The following is a 19,401-nucleotide window of genomic DNA, read 5'->3' on the forward strand; positions in this document are numbered from 1 at the left end:
TTCCGGTAAGAATTAATTATTTATCATAAGCTTAGAAAAGAGTTTACGAATGACGCTTAATGATTAATGACGCGCTCTATTTCCTCATCGTCCCGCAGGGTAAGAATTTCGACCCCGGTTTCGGTCACTAATAAGGTGTGCTCCCATTGAGCGCTAAGGCTGCGATCTTTAGTGACGACGGTCCAGTCATCAGGCAACACTTTAGAGTAACGTTTACCTGCATTGACCATAGGTTCGATGGTAAAACACATGCCGGCCTCCAATACCTCACCTGTGTTTGGGCGACCATAGTGAACGACCTGAGGCTCTTCATGGAAGTTAGCGCCGATACCATGACCACAGTATTCACGTACAATTGAATAGTTATGGCCTTCAGCATGTTGCTGTATGGCGTGCCCAATGTCGCCTAAACGCATTCCCGGCTTTACCATCTTAATGCCGATATAAAGGGCTTCTTGGGTGACGCGGATTAGGCGTTCAGTCATAATGCTTGGTTTGCCAACCACAAACATTTTTGACGTGTCGCCGTGGTAACCGTCTTTTATAACGGTGACGTCAATATTCACACTGTCGCCGTCTTTCAATTTTTTGTCGGCCGGAATGCCGTGGCAGATAACATGATTAACAGAGGTACAGATAGACTTAGGAAACGGCGGATTACCATAATTCAACGGGGCAGGGATGGCCTGTTGTTCATTAACGATGTAATCATGACAAATTTGGTTCAGTTCTTCTGTGGTCACGCCTTTTTTGACGTGAGGACCAATCATTTGTAATACATCTGCTGCGAGTCGCCCGGCAACGCGCATTTTTTCAATTTCTTGTGCGGTTTTGATAGTAGCTGGCAAAGCAATGTCCTAATTTTTTCGGGTCTTAATAAATGTGGTTATATCTTAACTTTTCAAGGCGCTGGTGTATAGCGCCTATACCTAAACTTGAATTTCCCTCATTCTCGTGATATAAAGCGCCCCGCTGAAACAACTGTTCATTGATATGCTCTTCTGAACTTGTCATAAAACGGTTATTTACAGCGACTAACTTATATTTAATAACACACATACATCGACACAGTTTTCGGGGTGTTTGTGCAAGATTCGTCTGCACAGATCGAGACCTGGGATGTATGGAGGCCTAACCCCATATTAAGGAAACTAATATAATGGCAAATGTATCAATGCGCGATATGCTTCAAGCAGGCGTTCACTTCGGTCACCAAACTCGTTACTGGAACCCAAAAATGAAACCTTTCATCTTTGGCGCTCGTAACAAAGTTCACATCATCAACTTAGAAAAAACGGTTCCGTTATTCAACAATGCGTTGAATTACATCGGCAGCGTTGCTTCAAAGAAAGGTAAAATCCTTTTTGTTGGTACTAAACGTGCAGCAAGTGATTCAGTTCGTGACGCAGCAGTTAAATGTGACCAGTTCTACGTTAACAAACGTTGGTTGGGCGGCATGTTGACTAACTGGAAAACAGTTCGTCAATCAATCAAACGCTTGAAAGATCTAGAGCAACAAAGCCAAGACGGTACGTTCGACAAAATCACTAAGAAAGAAGTGCTTATGTTACAACGCGAAATGGCTAAGCTAGAAAACAGCTTGGGCGGGATCAAAAACATGGGCGGTCTTCCTGATTGTCTTTTCGTTGTTGATGCTGATCACGAGCACATTGCGATTACCGAAGCGCGTAACCTTGGTATTCCAGTTGTTTCTATCGTCGACACTAACTCAAACCCAGATGGTGTTGATTACATCATTCCTGGTAACGATGATGCGATCCGTGCAGTTCAACTTTACTTGAACTCTGCTGCTGACGCCGTTATCGAAGGTCGTGAGAAGAACATTGAAGTACAGGCTGAAGAAGGTGAGTTTGTTGAAGCTGCTGAGTAATCAGCCCCTTTAATATTCCTATTGAGTCAGTCTGTTAATGCACAAATGTGCATGACACGAAAATCTAACAGGGGCTAATGCCCCTGTTTTTTAATCCTAATTTAAGTACATTATATTGCTGAGGAAACGACAATGGCAGTGACAGCAGCCCTAGTTAAAGAATTACGCGAGCGTACCGCTGCAGGTATGTTGGATTGTAAAAATGCACTAGTTGAAGCTAACGGTGACATCGAGTTAGCAATCGAAAACATGCGTAAAAATGGCCAAGCAAAAGCGGCTAAAAAAGCAGGTCGTATCGCCGCTGAAGGCGTTATCTTGACCAAAGTTGCTAACGGTGTAGCAACAATGATCGAATTGAACAGTGAAACAGATTTCGTTGCTCGTGACGAAGGTTTCATCGCATTCGGTAGCAAATTGATCGAAGTGGCGTCTGCTAACAAAATCAATGACATTGAAACGTTGAACGATTCAGTGGTTGACGGCGTTAAAGTAAGTGACGCACGTGACACTTTGGTTGCTAAAATTGGCGAAAACATTTCTCCACGTCGTGTTATCTCTGTTGAAGGTGATAACCTTGGCGCATACGTACACGGCGGCCGCATCGGCGTTATCGCTATCCTTCAAGGTGGCGACGAAGAGCTTGCAAAAGACATCGCTATGCACGTTGCAGCAGCTAACCCTCAGTTTGTTAAGCCAACTGATGTACCAGCTGAAGTTGTTGCTAAAGAAAAAGAAATTCAACTTGATATCGCTATGCAGTCAGGCAAGCCTGCTGACATCGCTGAGAAGATGGTTTCTGGTCGCATGAACAAGTTCACTTCTGAAGTAAGCCTAACAGGCCAAGCTTTCATTAAAGATCCTTCAACGTCTGTAGCACAATTGCTTAAAGCGAAAAATGCTGACGTTATCAACTTCGTACGTTTCGAAGTAGGTGAAGGTATTGAGAAGAAAGAAGAAGACTTTGCTGCTGAAGTAGCTGCACAAATGGCCGCTGCTAAGAAATAATTGCGCCATTTGCTTTTGCGAAAAGCTAATGTCATATAAACTATTGGCACCTCAAATTGAGGTGCCTTTTTATATGTGGACCAAGCTGTATAACGGCACGTACTGTAAAATTCAGTACATTTAGGTTCTTAACGCCTAAGTTTAGCGCTAAGTGTTGAACTATGTGCGCACAAAAGCAACTTAGGTAATGCCTGTACGCTAAGACGTACATTGTTATACCGAGAGTTATTGACCCCCATTATTCGTTAAATAAGGAACAGCCTGCCGATGAGTACAACACCTAAACATGCCTATCGTAGAATATTACTAAAGCTAAGTGGCGAAGCCTTAATGGGCGAAGAAGGCTTTGGAATTGATCCAAAAGTTCTTGAGCGTATGGCGCAAGAAATAAAAGAATTGGTTGAACTGGGTATTGAAGTTGGCTTAGTCATAGGCGGCGGTAACCTATTCCGCGGTGAAGGTTTAGCAAAAGCAGGCATGAATCGTGTTGTTGGCGATCACATGGGTATGCTCGCGACAGTTATGAACGGTCTAGCCATGCGTGATGCGCTACATCGTGCATTTGTTAATGCCCGTCTAATGTCAGCCATTCCACTTAATGGCGTATGTGATGCCTATAACTGGGCTGAAGCTATTAGTTTATTAAAATCTGGTCGCGTGGTTATTTTTGCCGCAGGTACGGGCAACCCGTTCTTCACAACTGACTCAGCCGCGTGTTTGCGTGGTATTGAAATAGAAGCCGATGCTGTGCTTAAGGGCACTAAAGTAGACGGTGTATATGATTCAGATCCTGCGAAAAATCCAGATGCCGTGTTATACAAAAAACTGTCTTACTCTGAAGTATTAGACAAAGAATTAAAAGTGATGGACTTGGCGGCATTTACGCTAGCCCGAGATCACAATATCCCTATTCGCGTTTTTAATATGAATACCCCAGGATGCTTACGCGCAGTTGTGCTTGGTGAAGATGTTGGTACCGTAATTTGCCATCCAGAAAAACAAGATAATTAATTAGGAAGACATTTTATGATTGATGAAATCAATGTAGACGCGCGTCAGCGCATGGAAAAAAGCGTGCTTGCGTTACGTGGTCAATTTACCAAAATTCGCACCGGTCGTGCCCATCCTAGCTTATTAGATAGCATAATGGTGCCATATTACGGCGCACCGACGCCGTTAAAGCAATTGGCTAACGTGATAGCTGAAGACTCTCGCACACTTGCCTTAACTGTGTTTGACAAAAGCGCAGCACAAGCCGTTGAAAAAGCAATTATGCAGTCAGATTTGGGGTTAAACCCAATGAGTGCAGGTACGGTTATCCGTATTCCTATGCCCGCATTGACAGAAGAGCGCCGGAAAGATTTGATCCGCGTCGTACGTAATGAGGCTGAAGGCGGCCGTGTCGCTGTGCGTAATATTCGTCGTGACGCCAATGGCGATATCAAAGAGTTATTGAAAGAAAAAGAAATCAGCGAAGATGATGCTCACCGCGGTGAAGACGCTATTCAAAAGCTGACTGATGAATTCGTAAAACAAATCGATGACATCTTAGCAGCGAAAGAAACAGAGTTAATGGAAGTATAGTGGTTGCCTGATAAATGAATTCAGAATCACAATCGACCAGTAAACTCGTGCCCCAGCACGTTGCAATCATTATGGATGGCAACGGTCGCTGGGCCAAAAAGAAAGGCAAAATACGAACATTCGGGCATCGTGCTGGTGTTAAAGGTGTTCGTGCTTCTGTGTCTTTTTCCCTTAAAAACAACATCAAAGTTTTAACCTTATTTGCCTTTAGCAGTGAAAACTGGAATCGCCCTCAAGAAGAAGTGGGGGTACTAATGGAACTGTTCAAAATGGTCTTGAGCAGTGAAGTTAAAAAACTGCACAAAAATAACGTTAAATTACGTGTTATTGGTGATACCAGTCGCTTCGACAAAAAGCTGGTTGCACAAATTCAAGATGCTGAGACATTAACTGAAAACAACGATGGTTTAATTCTCAACATTGCTGCGAATTACGGTGGTCGCTGGGATATTCTCAACGCAGCCAAGACGTTGGCTGAGCAGGTCAAAGAAGGCGCACTCGAATGTGAACAAATCGACGAAGCCATGCTCAACCGTTATACCTGTTGCGCTGACCTTCCAGAACTCGATTTACTCATTCGTACCGGTGGTGAAACCCGTATTAGCAACTTTTTGCTATGGCAAGTTGCTTACGCAGAATTGTATTTTACCGATACCTACTGGCCGGATTTTAACGAAGATGCTTTCCAACTTGCCATCGATAACTTTGCCGATAGGCAACGCCGCTACGGGATGACGGGCGAACAGGTCAGTTAATGACAGGTTCGTTTGCAGTTATCTCCACTTTCGCTTCTGAGGGCTCACAATGTTGAAAGAACGTATTCTGACCGCACTGGTGTTGGCACCGCTGGTACTGTGTTCGATTTTATTTCTACCTATGCTTGGTTTCGAAATAGCCATGATTGGCGTGCTTGGATTAGGTGCATGGGAATGGGCAAATATGTCTGGGTTTGTTACCCGCCAAACTAAAGCCATATATACGCTTATAGTGGTGGCCATATGCAGCTATTTCACCTTTACCATAGACGTGGAAAATATCTGGTATCAAGGCCAGTTAAATAGCCTTTACCATTATATTTTAGGTATCGCCGCCTTGTGGTGGTTCGTATCTTTGTTGATGATCATTGCCTATCCTCGTTTTAGTTCATTTTGGCGCACGCGTAGGGGGATTCAAGGGATATTCGGTCTACTCACGCTAATACCGACTTGGGTCGCGATAGTCTCATTGCGAACCAGTTTGTATGACGTCGATAGCTTTTACGGCGCGTCACTCATTTTTTACGTGTTGGGCATAGTATGGGCTGCCGATATTGGCGCATTCTTTGTTGGAGTTAAGTTTGGTCGCACTAAACTGCGCCCAAGAGTCTCTCCTGGCAAAACCTTTGAAGGCTTAATGGGAGGCGTTGGCGCTTCTTCGCTTATCATCGCTTTTGCGGCACTTCACTATGCCGTTGACCCCAGCCGAATTTGGATCAACATTTTAATTGGCGGCTTGACGGTTGCGGTATCTGCATTAGGCGATCTAAACGAAAGTATGCTTAAACGCTGTGCGGGTATCAAAGACAGTGGAAACTTGTTGCCGGGACACGGTGGTATTTTAGATCGCATTGACAGCTTAACGGCGGCATTTCCTGTTTTTGCCTTTTGCTATGTTTCGTGGATGGCTTAATGCAAAATATTTGTATATTAGGCGCAACAGGCTCTATTGGACAAAGCACTATTGATGTGGTGTTGCGCCACCCTAGTTTGTATCAGGTTTATGCGTTAACAGCTCATAGCCAAATAGATAAGCTCCTTGAGCAAGCCAAACTGTGCCAACCTAAGTATCTTGTGTTATCCGACAGCACTCGTTATCAAAATGCCAAACAAGCGTTACTCGCCAGTGGAATAAAAACAGAGCTTCTGTCAGGCGCGCAAGCGTTAGCTGATGTTGCCAGCGCTGATGAGGTTGATGTAGTGATGGCCGCTATTGTCGGTGGTGCGGGTTTATTACCTACTATCGCGGCGGTTAAAGCGGGCAAGAAGGTACTATTGGCCAACAAAGAATCGTTGGTGATGTCAGGCGAGTTATTCATTAATGCAGCTAAAGAGCATGGCGCGACGATATTGCCCATTGACAGTGAACACAACGCTATATTTCAGTGCTTGCCTCATGACTTTCAATACGGTGATTTGGCGGCCTCCGGGATCAGCAGTATCTTATTAACCGGCTCGGGAGGGCCGTTTCGGGAAACGCCATTAAATCGTTTATCTGAGATGACACCTGCTCAAGCATGTGCTCACCCTAATTGGGATATGGGGCAAAAGATATCGGTTGATTCCGCCACTATGATGAATAAAGGCTTGGAGTTTATTGAAGCGCGTTGGTTATTTGGCTTGCAAACGAGTGATATCAAAGTGGTATTACATCCTCAGAGTATTATTCATTCCATGGTGCAGTATTGCGACGGTTCAGTGTTAGCCCAAATGGGCAACCCAGATATGCGCACGCCGATTGCCCATGGCTTAGCGTTTCCAAAACGCATTGATTCTGGGGTTAAACCTCTGGACTTCCAAACCGTGAGCAATTTTAGTTTCGACGAACCTGAGCCACAACGCTATCCCAATTTATATTTGGCAATAGAAGCATCTGATGCAGGCCAATATGCTACAACCGCATTAAATGCAGCGAATGAAGTGGCAGTGGCAGCTTTCTTATCTGGCCAAATTGGATTTAGCCAAATAGCCCAAGTCAATCAACAATGCGTAGCAAAAATGCAGGGGTGTCAGCTCGATGACATCAATGCCATTGTTGAGTGGGATAAGGAATGTCGTCGTCAGGCACAACAAATTATTTCATCTTACTCAAGAGAGGCGCGCTAATGTTAGGCTTTTTATGGAGTTTAGCGTCGTTCGTTATTGCGCTGGGTATTTTGGTCGCTGTGCACGAGTGGGGACACTTCTGGGTGGCAAGGCGCTGCGGAGTCAAAGTCGAGCGTTTTTCCGTCGGTTTCGGTAAAGCGCTTTGGCGTCGCACGGATAAGCTAGGCACTGAATACGTTATTGCTGCCATACCATTAGGTGGTTACGTAAAAATGCTCGACGAGCGAGTTGACGACGTAGCAGAAGAAGATTTGCCTCACGCTTTTAATCGTCAGCACGTACTCAAGCGAATTGCTATTATCGCTGCTGGCCCGTTAACCAACTTCATTTTCGCCATATTTGCTTTATTTGTGATGTATCTTATCGGCGTTCAAACTATCAAGCCGATGCTAGGCGAAATAAAGCCAGACAGTATCGCCAGCCAAGCTGGATTGCTAGAGGGCTCTATCATCAAGCGAGTGGGAGAGCGAGACACCATCGATTGGCAAGCGGTGAATCTAGAGCTGATTTCATATATTGGCAATGATACTCTGCCACTCACTATTACATTGCCAAATAGCCCAGTTGAACAAACTAAAGTGTTAAATTTGAGCACTTGGCAATTTGATCCGGACAAAGACTCCGCAATCGAAAGTTTAGGTTTGTCTGTGTATCGGCCAGAAGTCTTGAGTATCGTTGGTTTGGTGGCTGAAAAGTCTGCTGCAGAGCAACTTGGTTTAAAGGTTGGCGATAAAATTCAGCAGGTAGATGGAACTACCATGGCAAATTGGGAACAAATAGTCAGTTATGTTGCGAAGCGTCCCAATGCTGATGTTGTCATTGAGGTGCTAAGAGACGAGCAGGTTGTGAGGTTGAGCGGCTTGTTGGGCTCGCGCCAAGATGGTGAAAATAAGATTGGTTACTTGGGTGTCAGCCCAACGTTAGCACCATGGCCGAAAGGGGTTTTATTCACTCACCAATACGGTCTGATTGATGCTGTTGCCCAAGCGAGCGACAAAACATGGCGTCTGATGACGCTTAGCGTCGAAATGCTAGGAAAGTTAATTACAGGTGATGTGTCGGTTAAAAACCTCAGTGGACCGATTTCCATTGCCCAGGGTGCTGGGATGAGTGCGAGTTCAGGAATAGTGTATTTTCTGAGCTTTTTAGCGTTAATTAGCGTCAATTTGGGAATTATTAACCTTTTACCCATTCCGGTGCTTGATGGTGGACACTTACTCTATTACTTTATAGAGCTTTTACGTGGTCGACCCGTTCCGGACTCTATACAAGAGATTGGTTTTAAAATAGGTGGCTTATTATTACTCCTGTTTATGAGTATCGCCATCATTAACGACATTACGCGTTTATAATTTTTATCGGCCAAATTGGTCAAAGCACAAACATATGTGCGCTTAGGAAGAATGGTAATAAATGAAGTTTAAACAGTTAGTTGCTGCAGGATTGATGTTATCCGTTGCCAATATGGCAAAGTCGGCCCAAGAAAGTGAATTTGTCGTTTCTGATATTAAAGTCGAAGGTCTGCAACGTGTAGCCCTTGGTGCGGCATTGACCTACTTGCCGGTCAAAGTCGGTGATGAAATGAATAGCTTCCGTATAGCACAGGCTATTCGCTCATTATATGCATCAACGCATTTCGAGAGCATTGAAGTGCTGCGTGACGGCGATGTACTGGTGGTCAAGGTGAAAGAACGCCCCACTATCAGTAATATTATTCTTGAAGGCAATGACGACATTAAAGACGAGCAGCTACAAGAAAGTTTAGACGGCAGCAATATTCGTTTAGGTGAGCCACTGGATAAAACCGTGCTGACTTCTATCGAAAATGGCTTAAAAGACTTCTACTACAGTATTGGTAAATATAATGCCGATGTAAGTGCGATCATTACACCTTTGCCACGTAATCGTGTTGACCTAAAGCTGCTTTTCGAAGAGGGCGACGCCGCCAAAATTGAGCAGATCAACATTGTTGGTAACACCATTTTTGACGACGCTACTCTGTTCGAACAAATGGAACTGAAATTCGATGCCCCATGGTGGGATTTCCTATCCGAAACCCGGTATCAGAAACAGACCCTTACCGGTGATATGGAAACGGTCACAAGCTATTACAAAGACCGAGGCTATCTGAAGTTCGATATTGAATCGACGCAAGTATCCATGACGCCTGAGAAAGCGGGTATATACGTCACCTTGAATATTGAAGAAGGCGAGCAGTATAAAGTTTCTGAAGTGGAATTGGTCGGTGAGTTATTAGGTCATGAGGATTACTTAAAGCTCGTATTGCCTATTACGCCAGGGGAGTTATATAACCAGGCTGAAGTAACGTACACAGAAGAGTTTATCAGCAAGTATTTTGGTCGCTTTGGTTACGCTTATCCGACGGTTACCACCATTCCTGATATTAATGAAGAAGATAAAACGGTTAAATTGACCTTATCCGTGGACCCCGGCAAACGCATTTACGTTCGTCGTATTAACTTCGAAGGTAACATTGGCACTGCTGATGAAGTATTGCGTCAGTCAGTGACACAAATGGAAGGTGCATGGCTATCAAATGCAACGCTAGAATCTTCGAAGAACGCACTTTCTCGCTTAACCTACATGGAATCAGTTGATTTTGAAACGGTTCGCCTACCTGGCGAAGACGACAAAGTTGATGTTAACTTCAGCGTAAAAGAGCAAGCTTCTGGTTCATTCAATGCCGGGATCGGTTACGGTGATAGGACTAAGCTGAGCTTACAAGCGGGTATCCAACAAGATAACTTCTTAGGTACAGGTAAACGTATCGCCCTTAACCTAAGTACCACGTCATATCAAAAAAGTGCTCAGATTTCTTATACAGACCCGTATTTCACCATCGATGGTATCAGCTTAGGTGGCTCGGTTGGCTACAGCGAGTTTGATGGAGAAAGCGCTGGTTTTATTCAATATAACTCTAAACAATATTCAGTTGGCGCAAACGTCGGTTATCCTATTGATGAGTTCAACCGCATTAACTTTGGTTTGACCTACAGTAATGTTGAGTTGTTCCAAAGCACTTCTTATGAACAGACAACCCGCTTTTATAATCAGTTTGTGGATGAAAGTAACCCTGATGACTCTATTAAATACGATAGCTTCTTAGCGTCAGTTGCTTGGATCCGCTCAACGCTAAACCGTGGTGTTTTTCCAACGGCTGGTTCGTCGCAACGTGCGTCGTTCAGCATCACCACGCCGAATTCTGACGTTAACTACTTTAAAACCGAAGTGGATACCAAGTTTTATTTCCCATTGTCTCGTAACCAGCGTTGGTCGTTCTTGGCTCGCTTGAAGTTAGGTTATGGTAACGGTTATGGCACCGCCAATGGCGTAGATCAAATCTTACCGTTTAACCAAAACTTCGGTGCTGGCGGTAATGATTCACTGCGTGGCTTTGAAAACAACACTGTTGGACCTCGTGGTGTGCAGCTTACCCCTTCAGTCATCCGAGATATTGACGGCAATATTATTTACGGCAGCCCAGTTAATGACACTGTGACTATTTCGTCTCGTTCGCTTGGGGGCAACGCGATGATCTTAGGGGGGGTCGAGTTAATCGTGCCTACTCCGTTTGTGGAAGCTGACTTCGATAATTCGGTACGTACTAGCTTGTTCGTGGATGTAGGTAACGTTTGGGATACCGAATTTAGGTATGACCGTTATAAAGATTTAACGCTTAATCAACAGTTTAACAACGATCCATTAGAAGATTACAGTGATTACAAGTTGTATAGAGCTTCTGGTGGTCTTTCTGTACAATGGCTGTCGCCTATGGGACCTATGGTATTCAGCTTCTCTAAAGCGATTGAATCAAGAGAAGGGGATGACACGAAGTTTTTCTCTTTTAACATTGGTCAAACATTTTAAATCCAGTATTGTTTAGTGCTGAGAAAAATAACGATTAAAAATCAGGAGTATCTTTTGAAAACATTTACGAAAAGTCTTGTAGCAGGGGCATTAATTGGCGCAGCAGCATTCAGTAGTGCAGCATTGGCAGAGCAAAAAATAGGTGCGGTTAACGTACAAGGTATTTTCCAATCTATGCCTCAAGCAGCCACAATTCAACAAGACTTAGCGGCAGAGTTTAAAGACAAAACTGAAGAAGTTAGCCGCTTAGAAAAAGACATTAAGTATTACATTGAGAAGAATCAACGTGATGCAGCGACTATGAGCAGCAAAGAAAAAACTGAACTTGAAGGCAAAATCAACGCTCTTCGTGAAGAATATGCAGCTAAAGCGCAGCCGCTTCAACAAGAAGTACAAGGTCGTTTGAAAGAAGAGCAAAATAAATTGCTTGGTTTCATCAAGCAGTCAATTGACGTTGTTGCAGCGAAAGAAAAGTATGACGTTATATTAAACGCCAATGCAGTTGCGTTTATTAATCCAGAAGATGATATCTCTAAGAAAGTATTAGAGCAGGTCAGTAAAGTAAAATAAGTCCAACAGGACGCGCGTTAAAATCGATAATAAGGTCTGACTTTGAATCAAACGGTTAGCTTACAGCAATTAGCTGATAAAATTGGAGCCACGCTACATCTTACTGATGGCGACAGTGGTGAGACACAAATCCATTCACTGTCCACATTGGCGTCAGCAGGCAATGGTCAGATTTCATTTTTGTCGAATAGTCGGTATCGTAGCCAGCTTGAAAAAACGGCCGCTTCGGCCGTTATTTTAAAATCCGAAGATTTATCGCATTGTCAGTGCTCAGCATTAGTGATGGACAATCCCTATGTTGGGTTTGCACTCGCAGCACAATTACTTGACTCTACTCCTCGTTCGGCCGACGGCATTTCACCTTTAGCAGTGATAGCTGATGATGTTGAATTGGGGGATAACGTTAGTATTGGCGCGCATGCCGTTATTGAATCGGGTGTTAAGCTAGCAGATAACGTACAAATTGGCCCCGGCTGCTTTATTGGTAAAGAGGTAAGTGTTGGTGCCAATACTAAGCTGTGGGCAAATGTCACTCTGTATCATCGCGTAGTACTAGGGCAAGACTGTTTAATACAATCTGCCACTGTCATTGGTGCTGATGGTTTTGGTTATGCAAATGACAAAGGCCGTTGGGTTAAAATACCTCAGTTAGGTACGGTTATCTTAGGAGATCGTGTTGAAGTGGGCGCCAGTAGTACTATTGATCGTGGTGCGCTTGATGACACCATCATTGGTAATGGTGTAATTATCGATAATCAGTGTCAAGTCGCACACAATGTGATTATTGGTGAGAACACTGCTATCGCTGGATGCACAGTTGTCGCTGGAAGTGTTACTATTGGCCGCAATTGTACAATTGGTGGCATGGTGGCAATTAACGGACATATGGAAATTTGTGATAACGTTTACATTACGGGGATGAGTATGGTGACAAAAGCCATAGACAAACCTGGCGTTTACTCTTCCGGAATGCCCGCTATTGAAAACCGAGAGTGGCGAAAAAATGCAGTGGCGTTGCGTAACCTTAGCACCCTCAATCAGCGTGTCAAAACACTCGAAAAATCGCATTTAAAATAAGTTACCTTGCCAATTGGTGACTTAATTGAGGAGATAACCTGTTGGTTAATAATATCAATCAGCTTGGAATTGAAGAAATTCTTGAGCTTTTACCCCACCGTTACCCATTTTTATTACTTGATCGTGTTACGGACTACACCTTAGGTGAATCGATCACAGCCTATAAGAACATTACCTTTAATGAGCCGTGCTTCACTGGCCATTTTCCGGGTAAGCCTATTTTCCCCGGGGTACTCATCTTAGAAGCATTAGCACAAGCCGCAGGCGTGTTAGGCTTTAAAACTGCAGGTAATAGTGACGATTTATATTTGTATGCAGGGATAGATAAAGCGCGCTTTAAACATCCTGTTGTGCCTGGTGATCGTTTAGATATGGACGTGCGCCTTATAAAAGAGCGCCGCGGGATCTGGAAATTCCACGGTGTCGGCAGCGTAGATGGCAAAGCCGTCTGCGAAGCAGAATTCATGTGTGCAATGCGGAAACTATAACGTGATACATTCTACAGCTATCATTCATCCTTCGGCGATTATCGCCGATGATGTGAAAATTGGTCCTTATTGTCTTATCGGCGCTAATGTTGAAATTGGCTCAGGCACGGTGCTTGAGTCTCATGTGGTCGTAAAAGGCCACACTAAGATCGGCGAAAACAACCGATTCTTCCAGTTTGGTTCCATCGGTGAAGATTGCCAAGATAAAAAATATGCTGGCGAAGATACGTATTTGACCATTGGCGATAATAACGTTTTTCGCGAATCAGTCACTGTCCATCGCGGCACAGCTCAAGATAAGGCATTGACTCAAATTGGCTCACATAATTTGCTTATGGCTTATGCCCATGTTGCCCATGATTGCGTCATTGGCGATCACTCTATTTTGGCAAATAACGCGACGTTAGCAGGCCATGTGCACATTGGCGATCACGTTATTTTAGGCGGTATGACAGCCTTTCATCAATTCTGCCATATCGGCTCACATAGCTTTGTAGCAGGTGGCGCAATCGTGCTGCGTGACGTACCTCCCTACGTCATGATAGGCGGTGATAAAAGCACGCCTCATGGTATCAATAGTGAAGGTTTGAAGCGACGCGGTTTTGATAAAGAGGTCATTATGCAATTACGCCGAGCCTACAAGGTGCTATACCGAAATGGTCATCGAGCAGACGAAGCGGTCGAGTTGCTAAACGAAATGGCGCAAAGCACGCCCGAGGTTAAGATCATGGCTGATTTTGTGGCGACCTCTTCACGAGGTATTGTGCGCTAAGCCATGAGCGAAAAAGCCATTAGAGTAGGAATAGTTGCCGGTGAAACATCCGGCGACATACTAGCCGCCGGATTAATCAGCAGTATTAAGCAGCAATATCCCAATGCCATTTTTGAAGGGATAGCCGGTCCACGCATGCAAGCGCAAGGGTGTACAACGATATTCGACATGGAAGAACTATCTGTGATGGGACTCGTTGAAGTGTTATCGCGTATTCGCAGATTGTTGTTTGTTCGCAAAAGTTTATATCAACATTTTATCGCTAATCCCCCAGATATTTTTATCGGTGTTGATGCCCCAGATTTTAACTTACGTTTAGAGTTACCTCTTAAAAAAGCGGGTATTAAAACCGTGCATTACGTCAGCCCCACGGTTTGGGCTTGGCGTGAAAAGCGCGTGTTCAATATTGCTAAAGCAACCGATCTGGTTTTGAGTTTGTTTCCGTTTGAGAAGCAGGTCTACGATAAGCATAATATCCCATGTCAATTTGTGGGCCATACCATGGCAGATGGCATCCCTTTGGTGCCTGATAAAGGTGCTGCACGTAAAGCATTAAAAGTACACCCAGACGAGCGAGTATTGGCCTTGTTGCCTGGTAGTCGCCACAGTGAAGTGAGCTTGCTGCTCGATATTTTTATGCAAAGCGCAGAACTATTGTCCAAAGACGTAAGCGATTTATGTGTGCTCATCCCAGTGGTTAACAAAGAGCGCAAACGTCAAGTTGAAGACTATATGCGAGAGCACTTGGTTGACGTAAATTACCGAGTGGTTATCGGCCATGCTCGTGAAGTGATGACAGCTTCTGACGTTGTATTGCTAGCGTCGGGGACAGCGACGCTAGAAGCCATGCTATGCAAACGCCCTATGGTGGTAGCATATCGTATGAGCTGGCTAACCCACCAAATGATGAAGCGTTTATATATTGCTAAATACTTTGCATTACCCAATATTTTAGCGGATGAAGAGTTAGTCCCCGAATTATTGCAAGAAGACGTTAACCCTCAGAATATTGCCGGCAAATTATTGCACCACTTTAACCAGAGTGAAGATCAGAAAGCTGCGTTAGTCGCCCGCTTTACTGAACTTCATGGGTTACTCAAGCAAGATGCAGATGCCCAAGCGGCCAAAGCGGTATTATCGCTAATAGAACCCAATCAAGAGAGCAAGTAAATGACCCAGTTAATTGCAGGTGTCGATGAAGTTGGCCGCGGGCCCTTGGTGGGCGATGTGGTAACCGCCGCTGTTATCCTTGACCCAGCCAAACCAATTGCCGGGTTAGCAGATTCAAAGAAAATATCAGAGAAAAAACGTCTCGCCCTGTTTGATATCATCATGCAGAACGCATTAGCGGTCTGTGTAGGCAGAGCGTCACCGCAAGAGATTGACGAGTTAAATATCCTGCATGCCACCATGCTCGCTATGAAGCGAGCAGTACAAGGGCTAGCAACCCAGCCCACGTTTGTGCGCGTAGACGGTAATCGGTGTCCTAATTGGGATTATGCCAGTGAAGCGGTGGTAAAAGGTGATAGCCTATTTGCTGAAATTTCAGCGGCTTCGATTATTGCTAAAGTGACCAGAGATGCGGAAATGAGCGAGTTACATAATGCTCACCCTGAATACGGTTTCGCTCAGCACAAGGGATACCCCACAAAAGCGCACCTAGAAAAACTGGCTGAACTTGGCCCTTTATCTCAGTACCGAATGAGCTTCAAACCCGTGCAATTATCGTTAATGCAACGTGGCGGGCAGTTGGCAGGAAACTAAATGTCTGATTGTAAATTTGTACACTTGAGAGTCCACAGCGACTATTCAATGCTAGACGGTTTGAACAAAGTAAAACCGCTGATTGCCCATGTAAAATCACTCAATATGCCTGCGGTTGCCTTAACCGATCAGATGAACATGTGTGGCCTGGTAAAATTTTATGAGCAGGCCCATTCAAACGGCATTAAACCCATTATTGGTACGGACTTCTGGGTGCAGTCAGATGCACTAGAAGATCATGTTTTTCGCTTGACGTTGCTAGCCGCTAATAACAAAGGCTATAAAAATATCACTTTGCTCATCTCTAAAGCGTATCTGCGCGGCAGTGTGCAAGACAAAGCCGTTATAGACCAAGAATGGTTGGTTGAGCATAGTGAAGGGGTGATCATCCTTTCGGGTGGCCGTATGGGCGACTTAGGCGTTTATCTAACCAAAGGCAATGTTGGCCTAGCTGAAAAGGCTACCGCCTTTTACCAGCAGCATTTTCCTGACCGTTTCTACTTAGAATTAACACGCACAGGGCGCTTAGGCGAAGAAGACTATATTCACCGAGCGGTGGAGTGGGCAGGGCAACACGACTTGCCCGTAGTGGCCACAAACGAAGTGTGCTTTATCTCACCTGATAACTTTGAAGCGCACGAAATCCGCGTGGCCATTCATGATGGTTACACACTGAACGATCCACGTCGTCCTAAGTTGTACAGTGAGCAACAATACATGCGCACCAGCGAGGAAATGTGTGAGCTATTTGCCGACATTCCCCAAGCGATTGAGAACACAGTTGAGATTGCCAAGCGTTGTAATGTATCAGTACTACTAGGCACTTATTTCCTACCAGATTTCCCTACGGGCGATATGTCCATCGCAGACTTCTTAGTAAAAGTATCTGAAGAGGGATTAGAAAAACGCTTAGCGTTTCTTTTCCCTGACGAAGAAGAACGCCTTGCTAAACGCCCAGAATACGATGAACGATTAAAGATTGAGTTAGTGGTAATCAACCAAATGGGATTTCCCGGTTACTTCTTGATCGTAATGGAATTTATTCAGTGGAGTAAAGATAACGGTATTCCAGTTGGCCCGGGACGAGGGTCAGGTGCTGGTTCACTGGTGGCATATGCACTAGGGATCACGGATTTGGATCCGCTGGAATTTGATTTGCTGTTCGAGCGATTCTTAAACCCTGAGCGGGTTTCCATGCCGGATTTCGACGTCGATTTCTGTATGGACAGACGCGACGAAGTGATTGATCACGTTGCTGAAATGTACGGTCGTGATGCGGTATCGCAAATTATCACATTTGGTACCATGGCTGCGAAGGCCGTTGTGCGCGACGTTGGGCGAGTTTTGGGTCACCCTTATGGCTTCGTTGATCGTATTTCAAAGCTTATTCCACCTACGCCAGGTATGACGTTAACCAAAGCATTTGAAGAAGAGCCGCGATTACCGGAGCTTTACGCCTACGATGAAGAAGTCAAAGATCTCATCGATATGGCGCGAATTCTTGAAGGGGTAACTCGTAACGCGGGTAAACACGCCGGTGGTGTGGTTATCGCGCCAGATAAAATTACCGATTTCGCGCCCTTATATTGTGATGATGAGGGGAAAAACCCAGTCACGCAATTTGATAAAAATGATGTTGAAACGGCAGGTCTGGTTAAGTTTGATTTCTTGGGCTTACGTACACTGACCATTATTCAATGGGCTATCGATATGATTTCCGCCGGTAAAGGCGTCGATATCGACATCTTGGCGATTCCGATGGATGACAAGAAATCCTTTAAACTCTTACAGCGCTCTGAAACCACAGCCGTTTTCCAGCTTGAATCCCGCGGTATGAAGGATTTGATTAAGCGACTTCGACCCGATAGCTTTGAAGATATTATCGCGTTGGTAGCTCTATTTAGACCGGGTCCTTTGCAATCAGGTATGGTGGACAACTTTATCGACCGTAAACATGGCCGAGAAGCAATCTCCTATCCCGATGCCACATACCAACATGAATGCTTGAAAGAAATTCTGGAGCCGACATACGGCATTATCTTGTATCAAGAACAAGTTATGCAGATAGCTCAGGAAATGTCTGGGTATAGTTTGGGAGGGGCAGATTTACTTCGCCGAGCTATGGGTAAGAAAAAGCCCGAAGAAATGGCCAAACAGCGAGAGTCATTTGAGACCGGCGCCAAAAACAACAACATTGACCCTGAGTTGGCGATTAAAATCTTCGATCTGGTAGAAAAGTTCGCTGGGTATGGTTTTAACAAATCTCACTCTGCTGCTTATGCCTTGGTCTCTTATCAAACCCTTTGGTTAAAAACCCATTATCCTGCTGAATTTATGGCGGCGGTAATGTCCGCTGATATGGACAACACAGATAAAATCGTGACCTTAGTCGACGAATGTCAGCGAATGGGAATTACCTTATTGCCACCTGATGTCAATGCAGGTAGCTACAAGTTTACCGTTGATAGCGAGGGGCGAATTGTTTATGGCATCGGAGCCATCAAAGGTGTGGGGGAAGGCCCTATAGCCGCGATCATTGAAGCGCGGGAAAACCACGAAAAATTCACAGACTTATTCGACTTCTGTGCAAAAGTGGATACTAAACGGATCAATAAGCGAGTGCTTGAAAAACTCGTTTACGCTGGCGCACTGGACAACCTCGGGCCACATCGAGCGTCTATTATGGCCACCTTACCGGAAGCGATATCTGCCGCAGATCAACACGCTAAAGCCGAGGCCCACGGGCAAAGTGATATGTTTGGCCTGCTAACCACAGAGCCTGAGCAAGTGGAGCAAGCGTTTGCTAAAGTGCCACATTGGGCAGAGAAAGTCTGGTTAGACGGCGAAAAGGTCACATTAGGGCTTTACCTAACGGGACACCCAATTAACCAATATGCCCAAGAAATTAAACATTACTGTACGGGTCGCTTGATTGATCTCAAACCGACCCATAAAGATGTCGTATCATACGCGGTAGGGTTAGTTATTGGCGTACGGGTGATGACCAATAAACGAGGTCGACGTTGGGGCATTGTCACATTAGATGATAAAAGTGCTAGGATAGATGTACGTTTTTTCCCCGATCTGTTTGAACAATACGAGGAAATACTGCAATCTGACCGAATATTGGTGGTAAGTGGACAGGTCAGCTTTGATGAATTTTCCGGGGGCAATACAATAGGCGCCCGCGACGCTATGGACATAGTTCAGGCGAGGGAAAAGAACGCAAAATGGTTAAGTATGCAGTTTGAATCGAGCTGGTGTAATGCCTCAACACTCGCTAAACTGCAAGCAATATTAGCGCCTTATCAAGGCGGAAGCTGTCCGGTACAAGCCCATGTTGTGCATCCGGATGCCGAGGTAACATTAGCGTTAGGTGCCCAGTGGTACGTTACCCCTGAGGATCAGTTACTTTTTGAATTACAGCAGCAGTTCGGTAAAGAGCATGTAGAGCTGGTGTTTCATTGATTTTGACAGATATAACGTCTGTTCACGAATAAA

The 19,401-nt window shown here is 44.8% G+C and carries 17 protein-coding genes; 16 read left to right on the plus strand and 1 reads right to left on the minus strand.

Going from position 1 to position 19,401, the window contains the following annotated elements; translation table 11 throughout:
• Positions 1-56 precede the first annotated feature (56 nt).
• Positions 57-848, minus strand: a complete 792-nt coding sequence (gene map, locus AC0L6N_RS04160; RefSeq protein WP_473479118.1) for a type I methionyl aminopeptidase — start codon at positions 846-848, stop codon at positions 57-59.
• 311 nt (positions 849-1,159) lie between these two features.
• Here map and rpsB point away from each other — a divergent pair, with 311 nt between their 5' ends.
• The 16 genes from rpsB to dnaE all read left to right on the plus strand — a co-directional run bounded on the left by rpsB (position 1,160) and on the right by dnaE (position 19,368).
• Complete coding sequence (gene rpsB, locus AC0L6N_RS04165; RefSeq protein ID WP_011574102.1) at positions 1,160-1,891, plus strand: 30S ribosomal protein S2; 732 nt, start codon at positions 1,160-1,162, stop codon at positions 1,889-1,891.
• Between the two features lie 132 nt (positions 1,892-2,023).
• Positions 2,024-2,896, plus strand: coding sequence for a translation elongation factor Ts (tsf, locus tag AC0L6N_RS04170; RefSeq protein ID WP_011574103.1), 873 nt, complete (start codon positions 2,024-2,026; stop codon positions 2,894-2,896).
• 267 nt (positions 2,897-3,163) lie between these two features.
• Positions 3,164-3,907 carry a UMP kinase gene (pyrH, locus tag AC0L6N_RS04175; protein ID WP_011574104.1) on the plus strand — a complete coding sequence of 248 codons (744 nt, stop codon included), beginning with the start codon at positions 3,164-3,166 and terminating at the stop codon, positions 3,905-3,907.
• A gap of 15 nt (positions 3,908-3,922) precedes the next feature.
• On the plus strand, positions 3,923-4,480 hold the full coding sequence (frr, locus tag AC0L6N_RS04180) for a ribosome recycling factor (RefSeq protein ID WP_006992108.1): 558 nt from the start codon (positions 3,923-3,925) through the stop codon (positions 4,478-4,480).
• Positions 4,481-4,494: 14 nt separating this feature from the next.
• A complete protein-coding gene (gene uppS / locus AC0L6N_RS04185) occupies positions 4,495-5,235 on the plus strand; it encodes a polyprenyl diphosphate synthase (RefSeq protein WP_473479123.1) in 741 nt (246 codons plus the stop codon).
• Positions 5,236-5,284: 49 nt separating this feature from the next.
• On the plus strand, positions 5,285-6,148 hold the full coding sequence (locus tag AC0L6N_RS04190) for a phosphatidate cytidylyltransferase (protein ID WP_011574106.1): 864 nt from the start codon (positions 5,285-5,287) through the stop codon (positions 6,146-6,148).
• Entirely contained in the window at positions 6,148-7,341 is a 1,194-nt protein-coding gene (gene ispC / locus AC0L6N_RS04195; RefSeq protein WP_473479126.1) for a 1-deoxy-D-xylulose-5-phosphate reductoisomerase, read from the plus strand. Before AC0L6N_RS04190 ends, ispC begins: the two co-directional genes overlap by 1 nt.
• On the plus strand, positions 7,341-8,693 hold the full coding sequence (gene rseP / locus AC0L6N_RS04200; protein WP_473479129.1) for a sigma E protease regulator RseP: 1,353 nt from the start codon (positions 7,341-7,343) through the stop codon (positions 8,691-8,693). Before ispC ends, rseP begins: the two co-directional genes overlap by 1 nt.
• A gap of 61 nt (positions 8,694-8,754) precedes the next feature.
• Positions 8,755-11,229: an outer membrane protein assembly factor BamA gene (bamA, locus tag AC0L6N_RS04205; protein ID WP_011574109.1), complete on the plus strand. Its 2,475-nt coding sequence runs from the start codon at positions 8,755-8,757 to the stop codon at positions 11,227-11,229.
• Between the two features lie 54 nt (positions 11,230-11,283).
• A complete protein-coding gene (locus AC0L6N_RS04210) occupies positions 11,284-11,799 on the plus strand; it encodes an OmpH family outer membrane protein (RefSeq protein WP_011574110.1) in 516 nt (171 codons plus the stop codon).
• 42 nt (positions 11,800-11,841) lie between these two features.
• The gene (lpxD, locus tag AC0L6N_RS04215; protein ID WP_473479132.1) at positions 11,842-12,876 is read left to right on the plus strand and encodes a UDP-3-O-(3-hydroxymyristoyl)glucosamine N-acyltransferase; all 1,035 of its coding nucleotides are present in this window, start codon (positions 11,842-11,844) and stop codon (positions 12,874-12,876) included.
• 41 nt (positions 12,877-12,917) lie between these two features.
• Positions 12,918-13,364: a 3-hydroxyacyl-ACP dehydratase FabZ gene (fabZ, locus tag AC0L6N_RS04220; protein WP_006992116.1), complete on the plus strand. Its 447-nt coding sequence runs from the start codon at positions 12,918-12,920 to the stop codon at positions 13,362-13,364.
• A gap of 1 nt (position 13,365) precedes the next feature.
• The gene (gene lpxA, locus AC0L6N_RS04225; protein WP_473479135.1) at positions 13,366-14,136 is read left to right on the plus strand and encodes an acyl-ACP--UDP-N-acetylglucosamine O-acyltransferase; all 771 of its coding nucleotides are present in this window, start codon (positions 13,366-13,368) and stop codon (positions 14,134-14,136) included.
• Positions 14,137-14,139: 3 nt separating this feature from the next.
• Complete coding sequence (gene lpxB, locus AC0L6N_RS04230; RefSeq protein WP_473479138.1) at positions 14,140-15,306, plus strand: lipid-A-disaccharide synthase; 1,167 nt, start codon at positions 14,140-14,142, stop codon at positions 15,304-15,306.
• Positions 15,307-15,900 carry a ribonuclease HII gene (rnhB, locus tag AC0L6N_RS04235; protein ID WP_011574114.1) on the plus strand — a complete coding sequence of 198 codons (594 nt, stop codon included), beginning with the start codon at positions 15,307-15,309 and terminating at the stop codon, positions 15,898-15,900.
• On the plus strand, positions 15,901-19,368 hold the full coding sequence (dnaE, locus tag AC0L6N_RS04240; RefSeq protein ID WP_011574115.1) for a DNA polymerase III subunit alpha: 3,468 nt from the start codon (positions 15,901-15,903) through the stop codon (positions 19,366-19,368).
• Positions 19,369-19,401 lie beyond the last annotated feature (33 nt).

Source organism: Paraglaciecola sp. G1-13 (genome assembly GCF_055809255.1).